This is a genomic window from Streptomyces sp. LZ34 (assembly GCF_053890475.1).
In genome coordinates, this window is record NZ_CM132680.1 from 1,606,908 (window position 1) to 1,631,497 (window position 24,590).

The following is a 24,590-nucleotide window of genomic DNA, read 5'->3' on the forward strand; positions in this document are numbered from 1 at the left end:
CCGTGACCTCGCGACGGTCGAGTCGCGGCGGTGGAAACGTCGTAGCCGAGTGGCGCGCGGCCGCGAGGCCTCAAGGGCAAGGCGGCGGGGACGCTCAGGGATGTTGGCGGGCTCGCTCAGACCCGACGGCAACAGAATGCGCTCGAGACACGCAGGAGATCGACGTGGCGCCGCCGCGTGAGGTCCTGTCGCTTCATGTCATCGATCAAATCAGTGGCGAGTACATCGGGTCAAGGAGGTCCCAGCCGGATTCCATATCCCGGACCGCTCTACTCGCTTCTACTCGCTTCTACTCGCTCGCCGTGTGCGCCGGCAGCAGGGCGACCGCCGCCACCGGGAGCGCCGCGAGCACCAGCCAGGGGACCGCGGCCGGCAGCCCCGCGTCGAGCAGCGAGCCGGTCGCCGCGCCGCCGGCCAGGACGACCAGGCCGGAGACGGACGACAGCGCGCCGGTGTAGAGGCCGAGCCTGCCCTCGTCGGCGAAGTCGGGCACCCAGGCCCGGGCGGCCGGGGCGAGCAGCATTTGGCCGAGGGTGAGCAGTACGACGAGGCCCGCCGACGGGAGCAGCCCGGCGGTACCCGTCCAGGCGGCGGGGCGGGCGGCGGCCACGGCGGCGAAGCCCGCGGAGATGAGCAGCAGTCCGGCCGCCATGGAGCGGCGCAGGTCCAGCCGGGCGGCCGCCCAGCGGGTGATGGGCAGCTGGGCGGTCACGACCAGCGCCGAGGAGAGGGCGAACAGCCAGGCCAGCGGGGCCTGGGAGCCCGCCGCGCGCTCCACTTCCAGGGGCAGGGCGAGGTAGAGCTGGTTGTACGCCAGCAAGTAGACGCCGTACGCCAGGCACAGCGCGAGAAAGCGCCGGTTGCGCAGCAGCGCCCGTACCCCGCCCGGGGGCCGGTTGTCCCCGGGAGCCGAGCCCTTGTCGGGGGCGCGGCCGGGGATGCGCCGGGGCAGCAGCCGCAGATGTCCGGCCAGGACGAGGACGAAGACCGCCGCCCCGGCGAGGCATACGGTGCGGAAGTCCACGGCCAGCAGGAGAGCGCCCAGCAGCGGTCCGGCGAACGCGCCGGCCTGCCCGGCGACGGTGAACAGCGCCAGGACGCGGGTGCGGGGCCCGCCCCCCGCCTTCTCCCAGCCCACCGCCTGGCGGGCCACCTCGGACTCCACGGCGGGCGAGAACAGCGCGGCCGCGAAGCCGATCAGCAGCACCGCGCCGATGACCGCCCAGGTGCGCTCCGCCCAACCCAGCCACACGAAACCCGCGATCCGCAGCGCGCAGCCCGCCAGCACCACCGGCCGGATGCCGTAGCGGTCGGCCAGGGCCCCGCCCACCACGAACAGCCCCTGCTGGCTGAAGGTGCGCAGGCCCAGCACCAGGCCGACCAGCCAGCCGGCCATGCCGATGGCGGTGCCCAAGTGCTCCGCGAGGAAGGGCAGGACCGCGTAGAAGCCGATGTTGAAGGCCAGCTGGGTCCAGATCAGCAGCCGCAACAGGGGCGGCAGTGACGGCAGTCCGCCGCGCCGCCGCCAGGGTCGGGCCGCGGCAGCGGGCACCCGGGCGGGGGCGCCGGTCATCGGGCCTGCTCCCGCGCCGCGGAGGGCGCCCGGTCGCCGCGCCGGGCGCGGCCCGGCCACGGCCACCGCACCCCGTCGGCCGCGGTCACCGCCAGCGCCCCGAGGACGGCGAGCATCGCGGCGGGGGCCAGCACCGCCCAGGGGGCGCGCTCGGCGTACGGGTGGTTCTCGGCCAGCAGCAGGCCCCATTCGGGGGACGGCGGCTGGGCGCCGAGGCCGAGGAAGCCGAGGGAGGCGAGGGCGAGCGCCACCGAGGGCAGCCGCAGCAGCGCGTGCCGGGTCACCGGTGGCAGCACGGCGGGCAGCAGGGCGCGCCGCAGTATGTGCAGCCGTCCGGCGCCGAGCGCGCGGGTGGCGGCGAGGTGGGTGGTGGCGAGCTCCTGCCGCAGCAGGGCGGAGGTGTGCGCGGCCAGCGGGGCCCAGGCGACCACGGCCACGGCGAGCGCGGGCGTGGCGGGGCCGCCGCCCGTGACGCCGGTGACGAGGAGTCCGGCGAGCACGGCCGGTACGGCGTTGACGGTGTCGACGAGGGCCTCGGACAGCCGTGGCACCAGTCCGAGCGCCACCCCGGCCAGCAGCGCCGCGGCGCTGACCGCGAGCGCGAGGGCGAGGGTGGTGAGCGCGCCGTGTCCGACCCGGGCCAGCAGGTCGCGGCCCAGCGCGTCGGTGCCGAACGGGTGCGCCCAGGACGGGGGCTCGAGCCGGGCGGCGGTGTCCAGGGCAAGCGGGTCGCGGGCCAGGCCGAGGGCGATGACGCCGAGCAGCAGCGCGCCGTAGAGCAGCGGAAGCGTGCGGCGCTCGGGGGCGGTGGCCCGGTGCAGGGTGACCAGCGCGCCGTCGCGCAGCGCGGGTCCGAGCAGGGCGCGGCCCGCGAGCCGGGCCAGGCCGCCCGCGGCCGCGGCGAGCGCCACCAGGGCGAGCGTGCCGGCCTGGAGCACGGGCAGGTCCTGGGCGATGGCGGCCTCCAGGGTGAGCCGGCCGAGCCCGGGTATGTCGAAGATCTGCTCCACGGCGACGGCGCCGCCGGTGAGACCGACCACGAACAGCCCGAGGTTGGGCAGCAGTCCGGGGACGCACCGGCGCAGCGCGTGCCGGGCGATGCGCCGGCCCGGGATGCCCCGGGCGGCGGCGGCCCGCGCCCAGGGCTCGGCGAAGGCGCCGGGCAGCGCGTCGTCGAGCATCCGGCCGAGCAGCGCCCCGGTGGGCAGGCCGATGGCCAGCGCGGGCAGGACGAGCCAGCGCGGCCCGTACCAGCCGAGCGCGGGCAGCCACCCGAGCTGTACCCCGACCACGGTGGCCAGGACGGAGGCGGTCAGGAACTCGGGCAGCGCGGCGAGCATCGCCGCCGCGCCACCGGTGCGCCGCCCGGCGAGCCCGCGCCGCGCTCCCAGGCCCCGTCCGGGCGGCCTTCGCGGGCCCGTGACGCCTGGCACCGCGCCTTTCGGCGTTGTGGGGGCGTCCGCCACGCCGCGGCAGCGGTATACCGACCGCAGCGGCCCGGTACGAGGACGCCCCTCCGCCTTGCGAGCTACGGCACCAGACGCCACGGGCCCCGCGGCGTCAGGGGGCACCGCCCAGCGGTAGCTGGGGGAAGCTGATGTCACGGCCACGAAGGTCGCCCGGACCGGACCTCGCCTCAGGGTGCGCGCGCACACCGCGGCGGCGGTGACCACGGCGACGGCCAGGGCCGCTGCCATGAGCAGCAGCGAGGCGCCGAGGGCCGTGGTGACGGCGGGCAGCACTGCCTCGCCCGAGATCCAGGAGTGGCCGGCGTCGCCGCGCGGCAGCCCGCCGAGCCACTGGCCGAGCAGGTGTACGGGCCCGGCGTCGAGCCCGAGTTCGCCGCGTACGGCGGCCAGCACCTCGGGGGCGGGGTCGCGTTCGGCCGACCGTGCCTCCAGCACGGTGCGCGCGGGGTCGGTGCGGGAGAGCCACGGCAGCAGGCCGATGCCGCACAGCAGGGCGGCGGCCACGGTGACGCGCCACAGCGCGCCCGCCGGGGCGCCGCGGCGTATGGCGCTCAGCGCCGGGTCCCGGGGCCGATGAGGGTGCGCTCGTACGGGTCGAGGAGCACGCCGTGGACCGCGCTGCGGACGCCGTGGACGATCCGCTGGTGTACGAGCGGGACGGTCGCGTCCGTGCGCAGGACCTCGGCCTCCGCCGCCATCGCCGCGTCCTGGCGCTTCGCGGGGTCGGCGGTGGACTCGGCCTCGGAGACCGCCCGGTCGACCCGCTTGTCGCACAGCAGCGCCAGGTTGTAGCTGCCGTCGCAGGTGAAGTCGCTGGCGAGGACGGAGACCGGGTCGCCGGTGTCGAGCATGGTGTTGCGCGCGCCGATGAACGCGTCGAACTTGCCGGCCAGCGCGTCGCCTTCGATCCGCGAGGACTCACGCACCTCCACCGTGACGGTGAACCCGGCCTTCTTCAACTGCTGTTGCAGCACCTGCGCGACCTCGGGCAGCTCGGGCCGGTTGTCGTAGGTGGCGAGGGTGATGGCGGTGCCGTGGACGCGCGCGGCCCGTGCCCGCCCCTTCGGTTCCTCACGTTTGCCGGCCGCCCAGGTCAGGGCGGGCCCGAACACGCCTTGGCCGCGGTCGGCGTGGCCCTCGTACACGTCCTTGGCGAGGACCGAGGTGTCGACCGCCTCCCGGGCGGCGGCCCGCACCTTCGGGTCCTTGAAGGGGCCGGAGCGGGTGTTCAGCAGGAGGCTGGTGGTGCGTGCGGTGGCCAGTTCGCGGGCGGTGCCCTTGTCGAGGGAGGAGGTCTGGGCGACCGGCACCGCTTCGGCGATGTCCACCTCGCCGGTGCGCAGGGCGTTGGTGCGGGCCGTGCCGTCGGCGATGAACCGCGCGTCGATGCCGGTGGCATGGGCCCGGCCGCCCCAGTAGTCGTCGAAGCGGTTCAGGGTGGCCCGGTTGCCGCCGCCGGCCTTGGTGAGCAGATACGGTCCGGTGGCGGTGCCGGCCGGGTTGACGGTGCCCTTCGTCCGGTACGCCTTGGCGGACAGCACGGCCAGGCTCGGGCTGGACAGCCGCAGCGGCAGCGCGGGGTCGGGGTCGGCGGTGGTGACGCGGACCTGCCGCTTCCCGACGGGTTCGGCGGTGAGCTTCACCCCGGAGAGCGCGGCGGGGGCGGGGTCGGCCCCGGCGGCGTGGGTGAGAGCGGTGGCGACCGTGGCCGGGGTGAGGTCGGTCCCGTCCTGGAAGTGGGCCTCGCGCAGAGTGAACAGCCAGGCGTGCTCGCTCTCCTGACGCCACGACTCGGCGAGCGCGGGGGACGCGGCGCCGTTGGCGTCCAGCCGGGTCAGTCCCTCGGTGACGCCGAGCCGGCTGAGCAGGGTGGCGTCACTGCCGTACGGCGAGAAGTTCTCGGCGGGCGGGAAGGCGAGCGCGACGCGCAGCCGTGCGCCGGCCGAGGCGCCGGACGGGGAGGAGTTGTCGTCGGCGGCGAAGCAGCCGGAGAGCAGCGGGGCGAGCAGCAGGCCAAAGGCCAGCTGACGGCGGCGGGCGAAGCGCATGGTCCTCGTTCTCCGTGAGTTCTACGAGCGGGTTTTACGAGCGGGCCGCCGCCCAGGCTACATGATTATCATTTCCATTAATGCCATTGACTTCCTGGGCGGCCGCCCGCATGGGCACCTCGAAGTGCACGACGCTCTGCCCGCCGCCGGGCGCCGTCCGCTCGTCGCACACCACCTCCCCCAGTGACCGCCAGAAGGCCTCGGCGCCGGGCACGGCGGGATCGGTGTGCAGATAGACCGCGCGATAGCCGCCGTCCGCCGCCGCGAAGTCCAGCAATCGGCCCACCAACCGCCGGGCGAGCCCCCGCCGCCGGTGCTCGGGCCGTACGTACACCCGGCGCAGCTGCGCGGTCCGCCCCGAGGGGTAACGCTCGGCGAGTGCACGGGGGTTGGGCGGATGCGCGGGCCCCCGCGAGTCGAGCGCGCCCGTGGCGACGACCTGCCCGGCGCCCTCGTCGACCGCGACGAGCAGGGTGTGCCGCGCGGACCGGAGGTAGGCGCGCTCCGGATCGACGATGTCGCCGTGCCAGCGCGGCACATACCCCGTACCGAAGTCCCGGTACACGGTGTCGAGCATCACGCTCCGGGCACCGTCGAGGTCGCCGGGCGTGGCCGTCCTGATGCGGTAACTATGCACTTGCACATCATATGCATCAAGGGTCGCGGCGGCGCAGCACCATGGAGCCCCCGATGAGGGCCGCCGCCGTCCAGGCCAGCAGGATCACCAGCGCGGTCCCCGGGCCGAAGTCCCGGTGCGTGATGAACGACTCGTCCACCCTCACCACCTGCATCATCACCGCCCCGGCCTGGTCGGGCAGGAACTGCGCGACCGTCCGGACCTTCGGCACATTGCCGAGCCCCTGCGAGTTGAGGAAGAGCAGCGGGATCAGGATTCCGAGTGTCAGCGCCGTACTGCGCAGCATCGTGGCCACTCCGATCGAGAACGCGCACATCAGCGTCAGATACGCCCAGGCGCCGAGGGTCGCGCGCAGCACGCCGGGGTCGCCGAGGGACATGCCCTGCGGGCCGAGGGCCCACTGCGCCGCGAAGAAGGTGACGTAGACGGTGAACAGCGAAAACACCAGCGCGGTCAGCGTTGTGGCCGCCACCTTGGCCCCGTAGAACAGCCCCCGGCGCGGCACCGCCATGAGCGAGGCGCGGATGGTACCGCTGGTGTACTCGCCGCCGATCTGCAGCACACCGAACACGACGAGCGCGATCTGGCCGACGGTCAGGCCGAGGAAGCCCGCCGCGACGGGGTCGAAGTTCTCCTGCCGTTCCCGGTCCATCCGGGAGAACCCCTCGCTCATGGAGTGGCCGACGAGGAGGCCGAGACCGACGCTGACGAGGAGGGACAGCAGCAGGGTCCACAGTGTCGAACGGACGGTCCGGATCTTGATCCACTCGGCGGCGAAGGCCGCGCGCACACGGGCCGCGTCCCTCATCGCGCACCCCCCGCCCGGTGTTCGGCGGCCTCGCCCGTGAGCCGCATGAACGCCTCTTCGAGCGAGGCCTGTCGCGTGCTCACCTCGTGAACCGTCAAGCCCTGGGCCGCCGCCAGCTCGCCGACCGCCGCGGCCCGCGTCCCGTACGCCTCCAGCGCCCCGTCGGCCGCCCGCTCCACCCGGACGCCCACACCCGCCAGCGCGGCACGCATCCGCTCCAGCTCGGGCGTGCGGATCACCACACAGGAGCGGGAGTTGGCCTCGATGAACTCGCTCACGGTGGTGTCCGCGAGCAGCCTGCCGCGCCCGATCACGATGAGGTGTTCCGCGGTGAGCGCCATCTCGCTCATCAGATGGCTGGAGACGAACACCGTCCGGCCCTCCGCGGCCAGATCCTTCATGAGATTGCGGATCCAGAGGATCCCCTCGGGGTCAAGGCCGTTGACGGGCTCGTCGAACAGGAGCACCGGCGGATCGCCGAGCAGCGCCGCGGCGATGCCCAGCCGCTGGGCCATGCCGAGCGAGAGGCTTTTGGCCCGCTGACGGGCCACGCCCGCCAGCCCGACCAGCTCCAGCACCTCGCGCACCCGCGCTTCGGGGATCCGGTTGCTGCGCGCCGACCACCGCAGCGTGTCGTACACGCTGCGGCCGCCGTGCACCGCCCCGGCCTCCAGCAGCGCCCCGACCCGGCGCAGCGGATCGGGGAGGCGCCGGTAGCGGTCGCCGTCGATGAGGACATGGCCCCTGGTGGGGCGGTCGAGGTCCAGCATCATCCGCATCGTGGTGGACTTTCCCGCCCCGTTCGGCCCGAGGAATCCGGTCACCTGGCCGGGCCGCACGATGAAGGACAACCCGTCGACCGCGGTGGTGGTCCCGTACTTCTTGCTGAGGTCGCGCACTTCGATCACGCCGTTCACGTTAGGAACCGGGCCCGGTGCGGGGCTGTGGTCGAAAGTCGCCGATCGCGGCGACCAAAGTAGACAGCGCAGTTGAGGCCTTAGCCTGCTGCCATGAGCCTGCTGCCCCTGGGCCGACCTCTTCTGGCCGCCGCCGTGGTCGTGACGGACACCGCGCTGTTCATGGCCGCGCGCCACGGCGGCCCGCTCCCCTGGGCCGCCGTGGGGTACGCGCTCGCCGTGGCCGGTGTGGTCGCGCTGGGCGAGCGGGCCCCCGCGGCGGCCTTCACGGCGGCCCTGCTGCTGGCCGCGCTGACCGGGGGCTCGTACGTCCTGCTGCTGTGGGCCGCCTACGGGGCAGGACACCGCGCGGTGGCCGGGCGGGACGCGGCCCAGGTGGCGGGTGCCGCGCTCGGCTGGATCGCGGTACGGCTCGCGGCCTGGCCGGCGGACGCGCCCGCCGGACCGCAACTGATCTCGGTCTTTGTGGTGTTCGTGGCGCTGCCGCTGCTCGTCGGCCGGTATCTGGCGCAGCATCGGCGGCTGGTGGCGGAGCTGGGCCGGCGCAACCGGCGGCTGCGCCGGGAGCGGGAGCTGCTGGCCGAGCGGGAGCGGCTGCGGATACGGCTGCGGATCGCCCGGGACATGCACGACTCCCTGGGCCGCCGGCTCAGCCTGGTGTCGGTTCAGGCCGCAGCGCTGGAGGTGGCCGAGCTGCCGCCGGGGCAGCGGGAGGCCGTCCGGCAGTTGGCCGGGACGGCGCGCGGCGCCATGGACGAGCTGCACGAACTGGTCGGGGCGCTGCGGGGGACGGACGAGACGGCCGCCCGGGCACCCGGAGCGGAGGCGATCGACGAGGTCGTGGCGGAGTTCCGGGCGGCCGGGGTGCCAGTGGCGCTGCGGCGCGGCGGGAAACCCCGTCCGCTGCCCCCGGCGGCCGGGGAGGCGGTGTACCGGGTGGTCGAGGAGGGGCTGACCAACGCGGCCAGGCACGCCCCGGGCCGCCCGGTGACGGTGTGCGTCACCTGGGAGCCGGACGCGCTGCTGGTCACCGTGGTCAACCCGGTCGCGGACGAACCGCGGGACCTTGGCGAGGCGGGCGGCGGACACGGGCTGCGGGGTTTGGCGGAACGGATGCGGCAGGTCGGCGGGTTCGTCGATCACCGGCTGTCGGACGACGGTTTCCGGCTGGTGGCGATGGTGCCGACCGCCCCGGACACCCTCGCCGACGACGTCCCGGCCCTCGACCGCGACCCCGACGGCGATGACAGCGACATTCGGGTCGGGGGCCTGCGCACCGTCGCGCTCGGATTCGCCACCGCCGCCGTGATGTTCGTGGTGCTGCCGGTCGGCATGCTGCTGGGGGTGGGCTGAGGTGATCAGGGTGCTGGTGGCCGACGACGAGCCGCTGATCAGGGCCGGTATCCGCACCGTACTGGAGTCGGCGCCCGACATCGAGGTGGTCGCGGTGGCGGAGCACGGCCGGGCGGCCGTGGCCGAGGCGCTCCGGCACCGCGTGGATGTGGCCCTGGTCGACATCAACATGCCGCTGCTGGACGGGCTGAGCGCGCTGGAGGAACTGCGGCGGCAGGCGCCCGCGCTGCGCACGGTGGTGCTGACGGCGTTCGGGGCCGAGCCGAATGTGCTACGGGCGCTGCAGAGTGGCGCGGCGGGATTCGTGCTGAAGAACTGCACGCCCGACGAGCTGATCCGCGCGGTGCGCGCGGCACACGGCGGCGAGGCCTATCTGTCCCCGGCGGTGACCCGCCCGGTGCTCGACCTGATCACCCCGGTCGCGGCCGGGCGCCGCCGGGAGGCCGCGGAGCGCCTGGCGGCGCTCACCGAACGCGAGTGGCAGGTGCTGCGCCTGGTGGCCGAGGGCATGTCCAACGCCGAGATCGGCCGGGAGCTGCACATGAGCGAGAAGACCATCAAGACGTATGTGAGCCGTGTCCTGGCCAAGCTGGGCTGCTCGAACCGGGTCCAGGCCGCCCTGCTGGCCCGCGACGCGGGCCCGACCGACTGACCCGGTCGGGCGCGCCCGGGCGAGGCCCCACGGTCCTTCTCGCACGGAGATCCGCCAGAGACTCCCACGGAGATCCGCCAGACCAGAAGGGCTAGACCCCGCGGGACCCGCTCTCGATCCGGTACTGCTCCACCAGCGTCTCGAACCGCTCGGCGTCACCCTCCTCCAGGTCGACCGGGCGTGTCTCGCCGAAGGCCGCGCGCACCCGGTCGGCCACCTCCGCCGCCCGCGCACCGGAGGTGCAGACGCCGAGCACGAGCACCGTGGCGCCGTCGTCCTCGGCCCGATCGTCACCGGCGAGGGTGAAGCCCCAGGGCACCTCGCACGGGCCGTCGTGCTCGTGGTCCGGGCACAGCAGGCGGGCGATCGGCTCCTGCAGGGCGAGGGCCTCCTCGGTGCTCGCGCAGCCGTGGACGCGGATCTCGTACACGCGCGGCACCGGGTCTTCGGCGGGCCCCCGGGAAGCGGGGCCGAGCATGATCGTCCTGGACAGCACAAAGGTGAACGGCACGGCCACCGCCGCGGCCATCAGCGGGGCCGCCCGGTCCCCGAAGTGCAGGAGATCGACGAGGACATAGACCCCGCCGGTGGTGACGACGAAGTTGACGGCCGTGGTCAGGGGGAAGAGCAGGAACTTACGCCAGGTCGGGCGGGTGCGGTAGGTGAACCAGGAGTTGAGGAGGAACGAGCCGACCGTGCTGAGGGCGAAGGCGGCGACATGGGCCACCAGATACGGCAGCCAGGGCAGAAAGCCCAGGTACATGAGGTAGTACGTGGCGGTGTTGACGACACCCACCAGGCCGAATCTCAGCAGCTGGCCGAATACTGGGCGAGGCGTCACCGGACGAGGTCCTTCAGCTGGTCCTTGAACGGGGCGGTGGGGACGGCGTTGGTGGACTGTACCAGGAAGTGGGGGCGCCGCTTGACCTCGTAGTAGATGCGGCCGATGTACTCGCCGATCACTCCGACCATGACCATCTGGACGCCGGCCAGCGCGGTGATGACGACGAGGAGGGTGACATAGCCAGGGGTGTCGACCCCGTTGACCGCCGCGCTGCCCACGATCCACGCCGCGTACAGCGCGGCCACCGACAACAGCATCAGGCCGAGGTAGACCGCGGCGCGCAGTGGCTTGTTGTTGAAGGAGATCAGCCCGTCGGCCCCGTAGTTGAGCAGTTGGCCGAAGGTCCACTTGCTGCGGCCCTCCTCGCGTACGGCGTTCTCGTACTCGAAGGTCACGCTCGGGAAGCCCACCCAGGCGAACAGCCCCTTGGAGAAGCGGTTGTACTCGGTCAGCTCCAGCACGGCGTCCACCGCACGCCGGGACAGCAGCCGGAAGTCGCCGACGCCGTCGACCAGCTCCACATCGACGAAGCGGTTGATGAGCCGGTAGTAGGCGCGGGCGGTGAGGACCCGGGTGACCCGGTCGCCGTCGCGGGTGCGCTTGGCGATGACCTGGTCATGGCCCTGGGCGTGCAGCTCCACCATGCGCTTGACCAGCTCCGGCGGGTGCTGTAGATCGGCGTCCATGATGACGACGGCGTCGCCGGAGGCGTACCGCAGCCCGGCCAGCATCGCCGCTTCCTTGCCGAAATTGCGGCTGAAGGAGACGTAGCGGGCCCGGGGATCGGTTTCGGCCAGTTTTTTCAGCAGAGAAAGCGTGCGGTCCTTGCTGCCATCGTCCACATAAACGAATTCAAAATCGTGATCGACCGCCGTGAGTTCCCGGGTGAGGTGTTCATGAAAACGGTCGATCACTGCTTCTTCGTTGTAGCAGGGTACGACGATGGAAATGAGCATGGTCTCCCCCGTGCTGAATTCGCGGGCGTCAATGATGGACATGGCGGCTCTCCCGTCGGTTGCGCAGCAGCCGGTATGCGGCCGGCAGGGTCAGGACCAGCAGTGCGGCGGCTCCCACGGCGGTGCCGAGGCGCAGGCCGGGAGGGCGGAAGGTGCAGTCGATGGAGGTGGCGGAGCCGTCGAGCTCCACCGCGATCAGGCCGAGGTAGCTGTCGGCCGGGCGGTCCTGGCCGCCGCCCGTGGCGCAGCGCCAGCCCGCGATCCGCGGGGCGGCGACCACGGCGATGCCGCGGGAGCCGGGGGGCAGTTCGGCCCGGATGCCGCTGTCTGAAACGCTGTCGGAAACATGGACGGCGGTGGCGCCCTGGGCCCGGAGCCGGTCTGTGGCCGCGCGCAGCCGTCCGGTGTCCAGGCAGCCGATGGATTCGGCGGGGACGGTGCCGCCCTTCTGGATGGTCAGCCGCACCTCGACGCGTCCGGAGGCCGGGGCCTTCCCCAGCGGCTGCATGGGGGCGATCTTGGTGACCGGGTGGTCGCCCCGGAACCCGACCGGGGGCCGGTCCACGCCGCGCAGCGCGGCGACGCCCCAGTAGTGCGGCGCCCACAGGAACACCTGGGAGCCGCCCGGGCAGGTGGTGGTCAGGAGGGCTTTCGGGCGGGACCGCTTGGTCGGCCCGGGGGGCAGTCGGTAGCCCCCGTCGGGGGTGCGGGCGGCGGGCCCGCCGTCCACGGCGCGTATCGAGATCTTGCCGGGCAGGGTGTACACCCGGGCCCCGAGCAGCAGTTCCTGGTTGCGGAACGGCGAGGAGCCGAACGCGGGGGCGTTCTTGGCGGCCGGCCGGACGGTGACCAGGGGCGGTACGGCCTCGCGGGTGACATACGGCGCGATGTCGGTCGACGCGTTCGGGTCCCGGTGCGGATCGGGCGCGGAGTGGACGCGGGCGCCGACCGAGAAGATCGCGTCGGTGACCGGATTGTCCAGGCTCTGCACGGACCGGCCGCGCGAGTACCAGCCGCCGCCGAGGGCGGTGAGGGTGCGGCTGAACACATCGGCGGTGAGGCTGCTGTAGTACTGCGCGCCCTGCCCGCCGACCAGCAGCGGGTCGTTGCCGACGGTCTGCTCACGGCCCGGGTCCGTACGGTACCGGGGCCAGCCGTCCGCGTCCGCGATCAGCGCCTGCTGCGTCTGCTGGCGCTGTCCCCAGGGCGCGTAGTCGTCCAGGTGCCCCAGCCGCAGCCGGTCGGCGACGGCCATGGTGGCCGCGGACTGGCCCACCTGGGCGCCGATCAGCAGGACGACGGCGAGGACGGCGGGCAGCGGATGGCGGTGCCGGCGGGCGAGGTGGGCCAGCAGGAGGGCGGCCGCCACCGCCGCGACCCCGGCCAGCAGGAGCGGGTAGGTCCAGGGGCGCATCAGCTCGGTGGCGCGGGACGCGGCCGCCGCGATCACCGCCAGCAGCGCGCCTCCGGCGAGCAGCGGGCGCCGGCCCGGTGTGCCGTGGGCGAAGGAGAGCCAGGCGGCGGTCACCAGCAGCCCGCTCAGCACGAAGGTCTCGCGGTACTGGCTGCCGTTGGGGACGGAGAAGGCGTGCCAGGCCAGTTGGGTGGGCCCCCACTGAAAGGACAGGGTCACCCCCGCGACCAGCAGCGTCCAGCCGCTCCGCAGCCGCCGGGGGACCGCCGGGTTGAACGGCAGCGTCAGGGCGAGCAGCAGGGCCACCGTGTCGACGTAGACGGCGGGGCTGCTGAAGTTGTACGTACCCGGCAGCAGCCGGGCCATGACGTCCGTCCACGGCTTGGCCGAGAACTCCACGACCCGGCCCGGGTAGGCGTGCTTGGTGCCGAAGTAGACGACCGAGACCATGGGCGCCGCGAGGCCGACGCCGAGCGCCAGGACGCCCGCCAGCCGGGCCACCGGCCCCGGCCGCTGCCGCAGCGGGACGCCGGTGGGGGCGTGTTCCACCAGCAGCCGGGTGAGCAGCAGCAGTACGGCGCCGAGGGTGGCCATGTACGCCGTGTAGAAGTTGGCGATCCACACGAGCGCGACCAGCACCGCGCCCAGGGCGAACCGCCGGCCCGCCAGCGCCCAGTGGCCGACCAGGCAGAGCAGCGGCAGCGCGATCAGCCCGTCCAGCCACATGGGGTTGTACGAGGCCTCGGCCACGGACCAGCCGCACAGCGCGTACGAGGCGCCGAGCGCCCCGGCCGCCCACCACCGGCCGGGGCGCAGCGTCAGCAGCAGCTGGGCCATCACCGCACCGGCCGTAGCCATCTTCAGCAGCGTGATCACATACACCGCGAGGTCGATCTCGTCGCGCGGGAAGAGGGCGACGAGCAGCGCGAACGGGCTGCCGAGGTAGGTGCCCAGGTCGGGCAGGAAGCTGGCGCCGTAGCCGGACTGCCAGTTGAGGAACAGGCCGCCGGACCCACGGCCGTGCAGCAGGTCCCACAGGTGGGCGTGGAAGGGCACGAACTGGTTGCCCAGGTCGTTCACGCTGCGGGTTCTGAACCCGAAGGGGTAGCTGCGGGCCACGGCGTCGCCGAGGCAGACGGCGGCCACCGTGACCAGGGCGGCGAGCGCGGCGGCCCGGGCGCGGACGCCGCGCGGGGCGTCGGGCGGTGCGTCGGGCGCGGGCGGCGCGGCTGCTCTGTGCGGCTGGTCGTCCGGCCGGGTGCGGGCCGGTTGCCCGGTCATGAGCGATCGCATGAATTCGTCAGGATCCAATTCCGATGGATGGCGTGGGTTTTTACTTCAATTGCGCGGCGCGCTCACTCTGACTGTTTGACCCTGCGAATCCGGGATTGGTTGCCCCGCGGTCCGGGGAATTTACTGAACGATGAGAAGACTTCTGGAATTAATCCTTCGGATTTCCCGTGTTCACCTTTTCGACAGCGAGGGGAAACTCAGACGATCTTGCAGCGCACCAGGGTTCCCAGCACCAGCGCTCCGGGAATCAGCGGGAGCCACACCGTGATGAAGCGGTAGGCGAGCACCGCGGAGGTGGCGGCGTCCGCCGGGGCCCCGGCCGCGACGAGCGCGATCACCAGGGCGGCGTCCACGGACCCGATGCCCCCGGGGGACGGCACGACCGCGGCCACGACCGTCGCGGCCAGATAGGCGAGCACGACATGCGGAGCCGGCACGTCCAGTTCCACCGCCACGGCGACCGCCGCGAGCCCGGCCGCCTGTAGCACGGGGAAGGCCAGCGAACCGCCCCACAGGGCCAGCGCCCTGGACGGCCGGGCGTGCAGGGAGCGGGCGTCGGTGAGCGCGGTGACCAGGAAGGTACGGACGATCCGGCGCACCGGACGGATCGCCAGAACCGCGACCACCAGGGCGCAGACCGCCGCCCCGACCGTCAGCGGCAGCGCCGCCCCGATCCGGTCCGGGAGCAGCGGCCCGAGCCTGAGCGCTTCGGGGAAGGCGGCCAGGAGGACCAGCAGCAGCCCGATGCGGGCGGTGGCCTCCGCGAGGAAGTACAGGGCGAGCGCGGCCGAGGAGCGGGCGGCCGGGAGGCCGCAGCCGGTCATGAAGCGGATGTTGACCGCGCTCGCGCCGATCCCCGACGGCAGCAGGTGGTTGGCCGCCCCCGCGGCGAACTGGGTGGCGAACAGCCGCCCCGGAGGCAGCCGTTCCAGGACGGTTCCCTGCCGGGCGAAGGACACGGCGACCCAGCCGAGACCGGTCGTGGCGACCGCGGCGAGCAGCCAGTAGGGGTTGGCGTCAAGGAGCTGACGGGCGCCGGACCCGATGAGCGACCAGTGCCCGATCACCCATACGGAGACGACGGCGATCGGCAGCAGGCACAGGATCTGGCGCAGCGTAAGCCGCCGGCGGGCGGGGAGGCTCTGCCGCTCGGGCATCGTCGCGGGCATGTGCGCTCACAGGTGCTGAGGGGGCCGAGTGACCGGGGGCGGTGTGGTCAGGGTGTCCGCCGTGGGAGGCGTTGGGGCGTACCGCGGTCGACATCCGGTCGGCGTGGCGGTGGCGAACAGGCGACGGCCGGCTCTCGCCCGGCGACAGCCGGCTCGCGCACCGGGAGGGCGAGCAGCAGGCCGAGGCAGATCCATACGTAGGCGTTGCCGCCCAGGAAGCCGTCCAGACCGCTGGGATGGAAGCGCCACAGCCACACCACGCTGCTGCACAGGATCACATACACCGCGGCCGCCGTGGACAGCAGCCGGCGGCGGCGCGCGGGCGGCGTGCCGGGCCGCAGCCCGGTGCCGGCCAGCACGGTCAGGGCGGGGATCAGCCAGACCAGGTGGTGCACCCAGGTGATCGGGCTGACCAGGCAGGCGGCGACGCCGGTCAGCGCGAACCCCGCCGCCTCGTCCCCCACGGCGCCCGCGCGCCGCACACGATGGGCCCACACGGCCAGGACGGCGAGCGCCCCCAGCGCCCAGACGACGCCGCTCGGCGGGACGGGGTCGGCGAGCCGGGCCAGCACGCCGCGCCACGACTGGTTGGAGACATACGCGGCGACCCCGATGCGGTCGGTGTCCCACAGGTCCTCGGTCCAGTAGTCCCGCGACGCGGTCGGCGCCACCCAGGCGGCCAGCAGGGTCGCGGCCGCCGCGGTGCCCGCGGCCGTCCCGGCGGCGCGGCGGCGCCCGGTGACGGCCAGATAGCAGATGAAGATCGCCGGGGTGAGCTTGATCGCGGCGGCGAGGCCGATGCCGAACCCGGCGTACTTGCCCCGGCCGGTGGACAGCAGCCAGGCGTCGAAGAGCACGAGCGCCAGCAGGACCAGGTTGACCTGACCGAAGCTGAAGGTGTCCCGGACCGGCTCCAGCAGGGCGAACAGGCAGGCCGCCACGGCGAAGGCGAACCACCGGTGCCGGGCGTGCCGGCGCACCAGGGGACCGGTCAGCCAGTACAGCACGGCCGCCGAGGCGGCCAGGTTGAGCACCATGCAGATGGTGATCGCGCCCGGCCAGCTCACCAGGGCCATCGGCAGCATGCACAGGGCCGCGAAGGGCGGGTAGGTGAAGCCGTAGTCGGTGCCGTCCGCTCCGGGCACCGTGTAGTCGTAGATGCGCCCGCCGTCGTGCAGCCAGTGGCCGACGGTCCCGTAGTAGACGCTCAGGTCGAACCAGTCCCGGTGGAGCGGCACGGTGGCCAGGAAGAGCGCCACGGCCCCGGTCAGCCCGAGCGTCAGCAGCAGCCGGCCGCGCGTGGTGGTGGGCCCCGTCATGCCGCGTGCTCCGACCAGCGGTCCCCGGCGGCGAGTCTCGGGGCCCACTTGACGCACCACAGCGTGAGCAGCGCCAGCGCCCCGCCGCACACGGAGGAGGCCAACTGCTGTCGGTCCGGCGCGAATCCGCTGGGCAGTACGGCCAGGGCGAGCACCCCGCTCGCGGCGGCGACCGCGCGGCGTATCGGCCCGCTCGGCGCGGCGGCGGCGATGAGGAACAGCCCCCACAGCAGATACCAGGGGCGGATCGCGGGGCCGAGCACCGCCACCGCCGTCAGGCTCAGCCCCAGCGCGTAGACGGGGCGGGAGCGGGAGGCGCGCAGCCAGACGACCGACACGGTGACGGCGGTCGCCAGCAGGCCCAGCACCTGCCAGGCCGGGGTGGCCAGCGGCGCCAGACCGCTGCCGAGGGCGTCCAGACCGGCGCCGGTGGCGCGGCCGAGGGCGCTGGTCAGCGCCCAGTTGTCCGGGGAGACCGGGGTGGTCAGGGCGGTGATCCAGCCATAGCCGGTGCCGGCGACGGCCGTGGCCACGCCTGTGGTGCCGAGCGCCAGCGCGCCGGTGGCCAGCGCGGCCCGGGTACGCCGCCATCTCCCCGTCAGCAGGCCCGCCCAGAGCGCGGCGACGGCCAGCAGCCCAAGCGCGGCGGGCGCCTTGACCAGGGCGGCCAGGGTGACCAGCACGGCGCCGCAGGCAGGCCACCGGCCGGTCGCGGCCACCAGCCCGGCGCCGAGCAGCCCGATCATGACGGCGTCGTTGTGCGCCCCGCCCACCAGGTGCAGCAGCAACAGCGGGTTGAGCGCCCCCAGCCACAGGGCGGCGGCCGGATCGGTGCCGCAGCGGCGTGCGAGCGCGGGGAGGGCGAGGATCATCAGCGCCACGCCGGCCAGGGCGACCAGCCGCATGCCGAACACCCCGGCGGACACCTCCGCGCGGGAGGCGCCCACGACCGCCGTCTCGAACGCGAGGGAGACCGGGCCATAGGGGGCGGGGGTGTGCTGCCACAGGGGCGCCACCTCGGCGGCGAGCGGCCCGCCGAGCCGGGCGGGGCCGTGTACGTACACGTCGATGCGCGCGTCGACCATGGCGCCCTGGGCGAGATAGCTGTAGACGTCCCGGCTGAACAGCGGGGGCGCGGGCAGCAGCGGGGCGGCCCAGGCGGCGAGGGTCAGCAGCAGGGCGTGCGGGCCGGGCGGCCGTGGCCCGCGTACCGCGCGGCCCAGCATCAGCCAGGCCCCGACCAGCAGCACGAGGCCGAAGTACGTACTGACCAGGCCGAGCGCGACGCGGCCGGAATCGGGGACCAGGACGTCCGCCACGGGCAGCGCGCCGGCGGTCCGTCCTCCCGTCGCCAGCGCCAACGAGCCCGCGAACCCGAGCAGCAGACACTGATGAGGGAGGACGACAAGGGCGACACGGCGAGGGAACACACGACGGACCAGCACCTGACCAGAATTGGCCCGCCGTGTGGCCGAAAATTGACGCTGCGGTCACCGTCAGTCGGCGGTCAGGTGTCGGCCGTCTGGCGAGCCCCCGGCGATGTCCAACCCCATGTGCCCGGCGAGCCCGACGGCGAGCTCCGCCACCGTCGGGTGCTGCCAGACGAAGTTGGCGGCGAGCTCGACGCCCAGGGCGGATTCGAGCCGTACGCGCAACTCCATGGCCAGCAGGGAGTCGAAGCCGAGGGCCTTCAGAGAGGTCTGCGGGTCCAGCGTGGAGCCGCTGAGCCGCAAGACCGTGCGGATGTGGTCGCCCAGGTAGGCCTCCAGGGCCGAGCGGCGGGCCAGGCCCGCGGGGAGGGCGGCCAGCCGGGCGCGGATGTCGTCGGAGTCGCCCACGTCACCCGTGCGCTGTGTGCCGTCGGCGCCGTCTGTGCCGTCGCCGCCGCCGGGGAGCAGCGCGCCGAAGAGCGTGGACTGCCGCCCGGCCGCCGGGATCCAGGTGCGCGGCTCGCCGGGGATCACGCCGGTCTGTACCCGGCCGTGCGCCAGCAGGGCGCCCAGCGCCCGGATGCCCCGGTCGGTGGGGATGGTCTCGTAACCGCGGTCGGCGAAGCCGGTGGCCACGCCGGTCTCGCCCCACGGGCCCCAGTTGACCGCGAGCGTGGGCAGCCCGCGCGCGGAGCGCCAGGCGGCGAACCCGTCCAGCCAGGCGTTCGCGGCGGCGTACACGCCCTGGCCGGGGTTGCCCAACAGGGAGGCCATCGAGGAGAACACCGCGAACCAGTCGAGCGACTGCCCGGCGGTGGCCTGGTGCAGCCGCCACGCGCCGGTGGCCTTGGGCGCCCACACTCGCCGCAACTGGTCATCACGGATGTTGGTGACCGCCGCGTCGTCCAGCGCCATGGCGCTGTGCACCACCCCGCGCAGCGGCGTCCCGTCCGCGGTGGCCGCGGCCACCAGGCGCTCGGCCGTGCCCGGCCGGGCGATGTCGCCGAGCACCACGGTGATCCGGGTCCCGGCGGCCGACAGTTCGCTGAGCGCCCGCGCGGTGGCGGCCGTGGGGGCGGTGCGGCCGTTGAGCACGAGGTGTCCGGCGCGCCGGGCCGCCAGCCAGTGCGCGGTGGCCAGACCCAGGCCGCGCAGACCGCCGGTGATCACATACGCCCCACCCTCGCGCACCGGCCGCGGCCCGTCCGGCAGCACGGCGCCGGTCTCGCCCTCCTCCGGCACGGTCAGCACCAGCTTGCCGATGTGGCCGGCGCCCGCCATCAGCCGGAACGCGTCGGTGGCCGCCGACAGCGGAAACGCCGTACACCGCAGCGGCGCCAGCCGCCCTTCGGCCAACTCGGCCACCACCTCGCGCAGCGCCGCGCCGAACACCGCCAGGCGGTCGCGCTGCAGTTCGCCGAGGTCCACCGTGCTCAGGGTGATGTTGTGGCGCAGTGGCGCCAGGCCCAGCGGGGCGTCGGAGAGGATGTCGCGCACGCCCAGCTCGACGAAGCGGCCGAACGGCCGCAGCGTTTCGAGCCCGGCCCGGATCGCCGCGCCGGACAGCGAGTTGAGGACGACGTCGACGCCCTCCCCGCCGGTCGCCGCCCGCGTCTGCGCGCAGAAGTCCAGCGAGCGCGAGTCCATCACCTGGGGGATACCCATGCCGCGCAGATAGCGCCGCTTGTCCTCGCTGCCCGCGGTGGCCAGCACCTCGGCGCCCAGCAACCGCGCCACCGCGATGGCGGCCAGGCCGGTGCCGCCGGTGGCCGAGTGGATCAGTACCCGCTCCCCCGGGGCCAGCCGGGCGACATGGCGCAGGGCGTACCAGGCGGTGAGGAACGCGATGGGCAGCCCGGCGGCGGTGGCCGGGTCGAGACCGGCCGGGGCGGGGGCGACCACCTCGGCGGGGACGACGACGAACGAGCCGAACGCTCCGCCGTTCACATCCGCGGCGAGCACCCGGTCACCGACGGCGAAGTCGGTGACGCCCGCCCCGACCGCGGTCACCTCGCCCGCGCACTCGAAGCCGATGCGGTAGCGGATGTCGCTGTCGCCGGGGAGCAGCCCCATGGCGGTGAGGACGTCCCGGAAGTTCAGCCCGGCCGCGCTCACCCTCAGTTCCACCTCGCCCGCTCCCGGCCGCCGCCGTCCCGTCGCGGCGAGCTCCAGACTGCCCAGATCCCCCAGCCGGCCCGCCCGCAACCGGAAGCCGTCCACACCGCAGCGCACTGTGCGGGCGGCGGCCGCGCTGCGTTCGGCGTCCGTCAGCGGCGCGTACGCCAGCCGCGCGACGTGGCGGGCGGCGCCGCGCAAGGCGACCTCGTCCTCGGGCGCGTCCGCGAGGAGTTCCGCGACGAGGTCCGACAGCCAGGCGGGGTCGGTGGCTTGGGCGGAGTCGGCGGCCCCGGCGTTGTCGGCCGGGCCGGTGGCCCCGGCCGGTCCGGCGGCCCCCGCGGAGCCCATGGCCCCAGCCGGGTCAGTGGCCCTGGCGCGGTCCGCGCCGCCAGCCAGGTCAGCAACCCCGGCGTCGGCCCCCGCGGTGGGTGCGGTGTCCACCAGCGTGGCTCGTATCCGCGGGTGTTCGAGCGCGAGCACCCGCACCAGCCCGCGCAGCGAGCTCTGCGCCGGATCCGCCGCCTCCCCGGGCGCCACGGCCCGGGCGCCGCGGGTGACCACGTACAGGCGCGGCGGCTCCGCCCCGCGGGCGGCGATCGCCTGGGCGGCGCCGAGTGCCCTGCGGGTGCGGGCGAGGGCCTCCGTGTCCGGGTCCGCGCCGGTCCCCGCGCCGCTCAGCAAAACCACGGCCGTGGTTGCTTCCTGGGCCAGGCGGTCGGCCATGGACTCGCGGAAGGCGTCGAGGCGGCGATCCTCCGGCGGCCAGTCCCAGACGTCGGCCCGCGCCCCGGCCGCGCGCAGGGCGTCGGCCAGCTCCCGCGCCGAGGCGTCCGTCCCGCCCTCGCCGACGACCAGCCAGTCCCCCGCCGGGGCGGTGGCAGCGGGTGCCGGCCGCTCGGCGCGGTGCCAGCCGGTCTCGAGGAACCAGTGGTCGACCTCGGTGGTCTCGGGGACGGCGTGGCGCGCCAGCCGCAGCCCGTCGATGGCCAGGACCGGAGTGCCCGCACCGTCGAGCAGCCGGATGTGTCCGATGAGCGTGTCGGACGTGGCCTCGACGACGCGGGCGTGGCAGTACACCGCGGTCGCGGTATCGCCGAGGACCCGTACGGAGCGGATCCGGACCGGCAGGATCAGCCCGTGGTCGGTCTCGTGCAACAGCCCCGCTATGAGGAGTTGGCCGCACAGGTCGACGAGGGCGGGGTGGACGCGCAGCGCGTGCCCGGGAGTGCGCGCCGCCTCGGGTATCTCGACCCGCGCCCAGAAGCTGTGGCCGCGGCGGGAGGCGTGTACCTCGGTGATCCCGTTGAACGCCGGCCCGTGCTGCAGGCCGCAGGCCCGCATATGGGCGTACAGGGAGGCCGGTTCGAGGGGGACCGGGTGGCGCAGGGCGAGGGTTTCGACGGACGCGGCGCGGGGCCTCGGCGGTACGGCCGGCCTGCGCACCACCGCGGTGGACTGCCGTATCCACGTGCCGTCGGCGCCGCGCCCGAAGATCTCGCAATCGGCGCGGTCGGCGGCGGCCAGGGTGAGCGTGGTGCTGATGTCGGTGTGCTCGGCGAGCCGGAGCGGCTCCCGGAAGTGCACGTCGGTGACCTCGACTTCGGTGGGCCCGGCGTCGAACACCTCGCAGGCGGTGGTGAGCGCGAGGGCGTAGTGGGCGGCTCCGGGCAGCACGGGGGTGCCGTAGACCTTGTGGTCGTCCAGCCAGGGCAGCGCCGCGGTCCCGGCTTCGCCGTGCCAGGTGTGCCGGACGGGTTCGCCGGGCACCTCCGTGTGTGTACCGGGCAGCGGGCCGGCGGCCGGGCCCGGCCGCCGGCCCGGAACGGCCGAGAGGGCGGGCTCGGTCCAGTGGCGTTTGCGGTCGAAGGTGATGGTGGGGACGTCGGCGAGGGCGGCCCGGGGGTACAGCCGTGTCCAGTCCACGGGGACGCCCGCGCAGTGCAGAGCCGCCAGTTGGGTGCGGAGGGTGGCCGTCTCGTCCTCGTCGCGGCGCAGGGTGGGCAGCACGACCTGTCCCTCGTCCAGGCCGGCCATGCCTTCCAGGCAGCGGGCGACGGAGTGGGTGACAACCGGGTGCGGGGCGATCTCGACGTACACCAGGTGGCGGTCGGCCGCGGCGGCGGCGACCGCGGCGGCGAACCTGACCGGACGGCGCAGATTGGCACACCAGTAGTCGGCGTCGAAGGCGGGGACGGTGTGCGGATCGTCCAGCACCGTGGAGTAGAACGGCACGCGTGGCCCGCGGGGCGTCAGATCGGCGAGGGCGTCGCGCAGATCGGCCAGGAGCGGTTCGACCTGCGGGGAGTGCGAGGCGACGTCGACCGCGACCAGGGCGGCCGGTATGCCGCGCGCCTCCCAGCCGGCGACCAGACGCTCCAGGAGCGCCGTGTCTCCGGCCACGACCGTGGTGTCGGGCGCCGCCATGACCGCGACCGTGACCGGGGCTCCCGTGGCCCCGGTTCCGGCCCCGGATCCGGCGTCGAGTCCGGCGTCGAGTTCGGCCTGTACGTCGTCGGCGCCCAGGCCCACTGTGGCCATCGCGCCGCGCCCGGCGATCCGGGTCAGCAGCGCGGAGCGGCGGCAGATCACCCGTACCCCGTCGGCCAGGGACAGCGCCCCGGCCACGACCGCGGCGGCGACCTCGCCCATGGAGTGTCCGATGACCCCGGCGGGTTCCACGCCGTGGGCGCGCCAGGCCGCCGCCAGCGCGGTCTGCAGGGCGAACAGCACCGGCTGGACCCGCGCGCAGCCGGTCACCGGTTCGCCGGAGCGCACCACGTCGAGCACCGAGAACCCGGCCTCTTCGGCGATCAGTTCATCGGCCTCGGCGAGTGCGGCGGCGAAGGCGGGCTCCGCTTCCAGGAGGCCGCGCCCCATGCCCGGCCACTGCGAGCCCTGGCCGGAGAACACCCACACCGGCCGCCGGGACACCGCGGCTCCCACCTCCCCGGTCACCGCGGCGGGGTGGCTCCGGCCCGCCTGTGACGCGCGTAGAATTCGCACGAGTTCGCCCCGGGACGCCGTGATGACGCCGAGCCGCCCGCGGCCCGGGCTGCGCCGGACGGCCAGCGTGTGGGCGATGTCGCGCAGCGGTACGTCCGCGCCCTCGTCCTCCAGCCAGTCCGCGAGGCGCCCCGCCGCGGCCGGCAGGGCCGCCCGGGAGCCCGCCGGCACCAGGAAGACCAGGGGCGCCGCGTCCCGCTCGCGCCGCGGTGGCCGCACCCGCCGGCGGGCCGACGTGGCGGGTGGCTCCTCCAGCAGCACATGGGCGTTGGTCCCGGAGAATCCGAAGGAGGACACGGCGGCCAGCCGGGAGGTCGTGAGCAACGGCCAGCGCGTCGGTTCGGTAGGCACGAAGAGGCGCGTCGCATCGGCGTTCTCGATGGCCGGGTTCCAGCGGGTGAAGTGCAGATTGGGCGGGATCGTCCCGTGGCCCAGGCACAGCACCGCCTTGATCAGCCCGGCCACTCCGGCGGCGGGTTCCAGATGGCCCAGGTTGGTTTTGACCGACGCCAGGGCGCACCGGCCGGGGCCGCGCCCGTACACCTCGGCGAGGCTGGCGAACTCCACCGGGTCCCCCACCGGGGTGCCGGGGCCGTGCGCCTCGACCATCCCCACATCGCGCGGGTCGACCCCGGCCCGGGCCAGCGCCGCCTCGTACAGGGCGCGCTGGGCGGCGGCCGAGGGGGCGGCGAGTCCGTCGGACCGGCCGTCCTGGTTGACGGCGGAGCCGCGCAGCACCGCCAGGATCCGGTCGCCGTCCCGTACGGCGTCGGCGAGGCGTTTGAGCACGACGATCCCGCAGCCCTCGCCGCGTACGAACCCGTCGGCGGCGGCGTCGAAGGCATGGCAGTGCCCGCGGTGCGAGAGCATGCCCATCCGGGTGAACGAGCGCGTGATCTTGGGGTCGAACATCAGGGTGACCCCGCCGGCCAGGGCCAGGTCGCACTCCCCCGCGCGCAGCGCCTGGGCCGCGAGGTGCACCGCGACCAGCGATGAGGAGCAGGCGGTGTCCAATGCCATGCACGGGCCGTGCAGGCCCAGCAGATAGGAGATCCGGCCCGCCGCCACGCAGTGCCCGTTCGCCAGGATCGAGCCCTCGTGTTCATGTGGTTGCCAGTCGAAGCAGTCCAGGTAGTCGTGGTAGCTGAGCCCGGTGAAGACGCCGGTCGAGGTGGAGGCCAGCCGCTCCGGTGGCATCCCGGCGTGCTCCAGGGCCTCCCAGGCCACCTCCAACAGCAGTCGGTGCTGGGGGTCGAGGACGTCCGCCTCGCGGCCGGACACGCCGAAGAAGTCGGCGTCGAAGCCGGAAACGTCGCGCAGATACCCGGCGCGCACGGGCACGGGGGTGCCGTCCGCCAGGGCCTGGGCGCCGAGATCTGGGGCACCGTGCCGGGTCCACAGCTCCGCCCGCTCGGCTGGGGGATCCCCCAGCGCCTCCCGCGCCTCCATCAGCAGCCGCCACAGCGCGGCGGGCGAGTCGACGTCTCCCGGGAACCGGCAGCCCATGCCGATCACCGCGATACGGCCGGGATTTTGGCCGGGCGGTCGCCCGGCTGCGTGTGTGTTCTGACTCATCGGGTTCTCCGA

General features: G+C 74.3%; 15 protein-coding genes and 1 pseudogene. 2 read left to right on the forward strand and 14 right to left on the reverse strand.

The annotated features are described in order from the left end of the window. Positions 1-116: 116 nt before the first annotated feature. The 7 genes from ACWY4P_RS05780 to ACWY4P_RS05810 form a co-directional block, all read right to left on the reverse strand. Positions 117-197 (reverse strand): putative leader peptide, encoded by an 81-nt coding sequence (locus tag ACWY4P_RS05780; RefSeq protein ID WP_361723878.1) that lies wholly within the window; start codon positions 195-197, stop codon positions 117-119. A 92-nt stretch (positions 198-289) separates the two neighbouring features. Further along, the gene (locus ACWY4P_RS05785) at positions 290-1,573 is read right to left on the reverse strand and encodes an MFS transporter (RefSeq protein ID WP_456209040.1); all 1,284 of its coding nucleotides are present in this window, start codon (positions 1,571-1,573) and stop codon (positions 290-292) included. Continuing rightward, complete coding sequence (locus ACWY4P_RS05790) at positions 1,570-3,546, reverse strand: ABC transporter permease subunit (protein WP_456209041.1); 1,977 nt, start codon at positions 3,544-3,546, stop codon at positions 1,570-1,572. The genes ACWY4P_RS05785 and ACWY4P_RS05790 overlap by 4 nt, the downstream gene beginning before the upstream one ends. Before the next feature lie 47 nt (positions 3,547-3,593). After that, entirely contained in the window at positions 3,594-5,090 is a 1,497-nt protein-coding gene (locus ACWY4P_RS05795; RefSeq protein ID WP_456209042.1) for an ABC transporter substrate-binding protein, read from the reverse strand. A gap of 34 nt (positions 5,091-5,124) precedes the next feature. Beyond that, positions 5,125-5,727, reverse strand: coding sequence for a GNAT family N-acetyltransferase (locus tag ACWY4P_RS05800; RefSeq protein WP_456209043.1), 603 nt, complete (start codon positions 5,725-5,727; stop codon positions 5,125-5,127). Between the two features lie 16 nt (positions 5,728-5,743). After that, a complete protein-coding gene (locus ACWY4P_RS05805) occupies positions 5,744-6,535 on the reverse strand; it encodes an ABC transporter permease (RefSeq protein WP_456209044.1) in 792 nt (263 codons plus the stop codon). Continuing rightward, positions 6,532-7,443 carry an ABC transporter ATP-binding protein gene (locus tag ACWY4P_RS05810; RefSeq protein WP_456209045.1) on the reverse strand — a complete coding sequence of 304 codons (912 nt, stop codon included), beginning with the start codon at positions 7,441-7,443 and terminating at the stop codon, positions 6,532-6,534. Before ACWY4P_RS05810 ends, ACWY4P_RS05805 begins: the two co-directional genes overlap by 4 nt. A 102-nt stretch (positions 7,444-7,545) precedes the next feature. Between ACWY4P_RS05810 and ACWY4P_RS05815 the strand changes: the two genes are divergently transcribed. Further along, positions 7,546-8,805, forward strand: coding sequence for a sensor histidine kinase (locus tag ACWY4P_RS05815; protein WP_456209046.1), 1,260 nt, complete (start codon positions 7,546-7,548; stop codon positions 8,803-8,805). A gap of 1 nt (position 8,806) precedes the next feature. After that, the gene (locus tag ACWY4P_RS05820; protein ID WP_456209047.1) at positions 8,807-9,457 is read left to right on the forward strand and encodes a response regulator; all 651 of its coding nucleotides are present in this window, start codon (positions 8,807-8,809) and stop codon (positions 9,455-9,457) included. 463 nt (positions 9,458-9,920) lie between these two features. Here ACWY4P_RS05820 and ACWY4P_RS05825 read toward each other — a convergent pair. From ACWY4P_RS05825 to ACWY4P_RS05855, 7 genes and pseudogenes are all read right to left on the reverse strand, one after another. Next, positions 9,921-10,271 (reverse strand): annotated as a pseudogene (locus ACWY4P_RS05825) (GtrA family protein); the annotation flags it as partial. A gap of 23 nt (positions 10,272-10,294) precedes the next feature. Then, positions 10,295-11,257, reverse strand: a complete 963-nt coding sequence (locus tag ACWY4P_RS05830) for a glycosyltransferase family 2 protein (RefSeq protein ID WP_456212829.1) — start codon at positions 11,255-11,257, stop codon at positions 10,295-10,297. Between the two features lie 28 nt (positions 11,258-11,285). Further along, a complete protein-coding gene (locus ACWY4P_RS05835; RefSeq protein ID WP_456209048.1) occupies positions 11,286-13,952 on the reverse strand; it encodes a YfhO family protein in 2,667 nt (888 codons plus the stop codon). Between the two features lie 209 nt (positions 13,953-14,161). Continuing rightward, complete coding sequence (locus ACWY4P_RS05840) at positions 14,162-15,133, reverse strand: lysylphosphatidylglycerol synthase transmembrane domain-containing protein (RefSeq protein WP_456209049.1); 972 nt, start codon at positions 15,131-15,133, stop codon at positions 14,162-14,164. 47 nt (positions 15,134-15,180) lie between these two features. Then, entirely contained in the window at positions 15,181-16,452 is a 1,272-nt protein-coding gene (locus ACWY4P_RS05845; protein WP_456209050.1) for a glycosyltransferase 87 family protein, read from the reverse strand. Then, positions 16,449-17,882: a polyprenol phosphomannose-dependent alpha 1,6 mannosyltransferase MptB gene (mptB, locus tag ACWY4P_RS05850; protein ID WP_456209051.1), complete on the reverse strand. Its 1,434-nt coding sequence runs from the start codon at positions 17,880-17,882 to the stop codon at positions 16,449-16,451. Before mptB ends, ACWY4P_RS05845 begins: the two co-directional genes overlap by 4 nt. A 66-nt stretch (positions 17,883-17,948) precedes the next feature. Continuing rightward, a complete protein-coding gene (locus ACWY4P_RS05855; RefSeq protein WP_456209052.1) occupies positions 17,949-24,578 on the reverse strand; it encodes an SDR family NAD(P)-dependent oxidoreductase in 6,630 nt (2,209 codons plus the stop codon). Between the last annotated feature and the right edge of the window lie 12 nt (positions 24,579-24,590).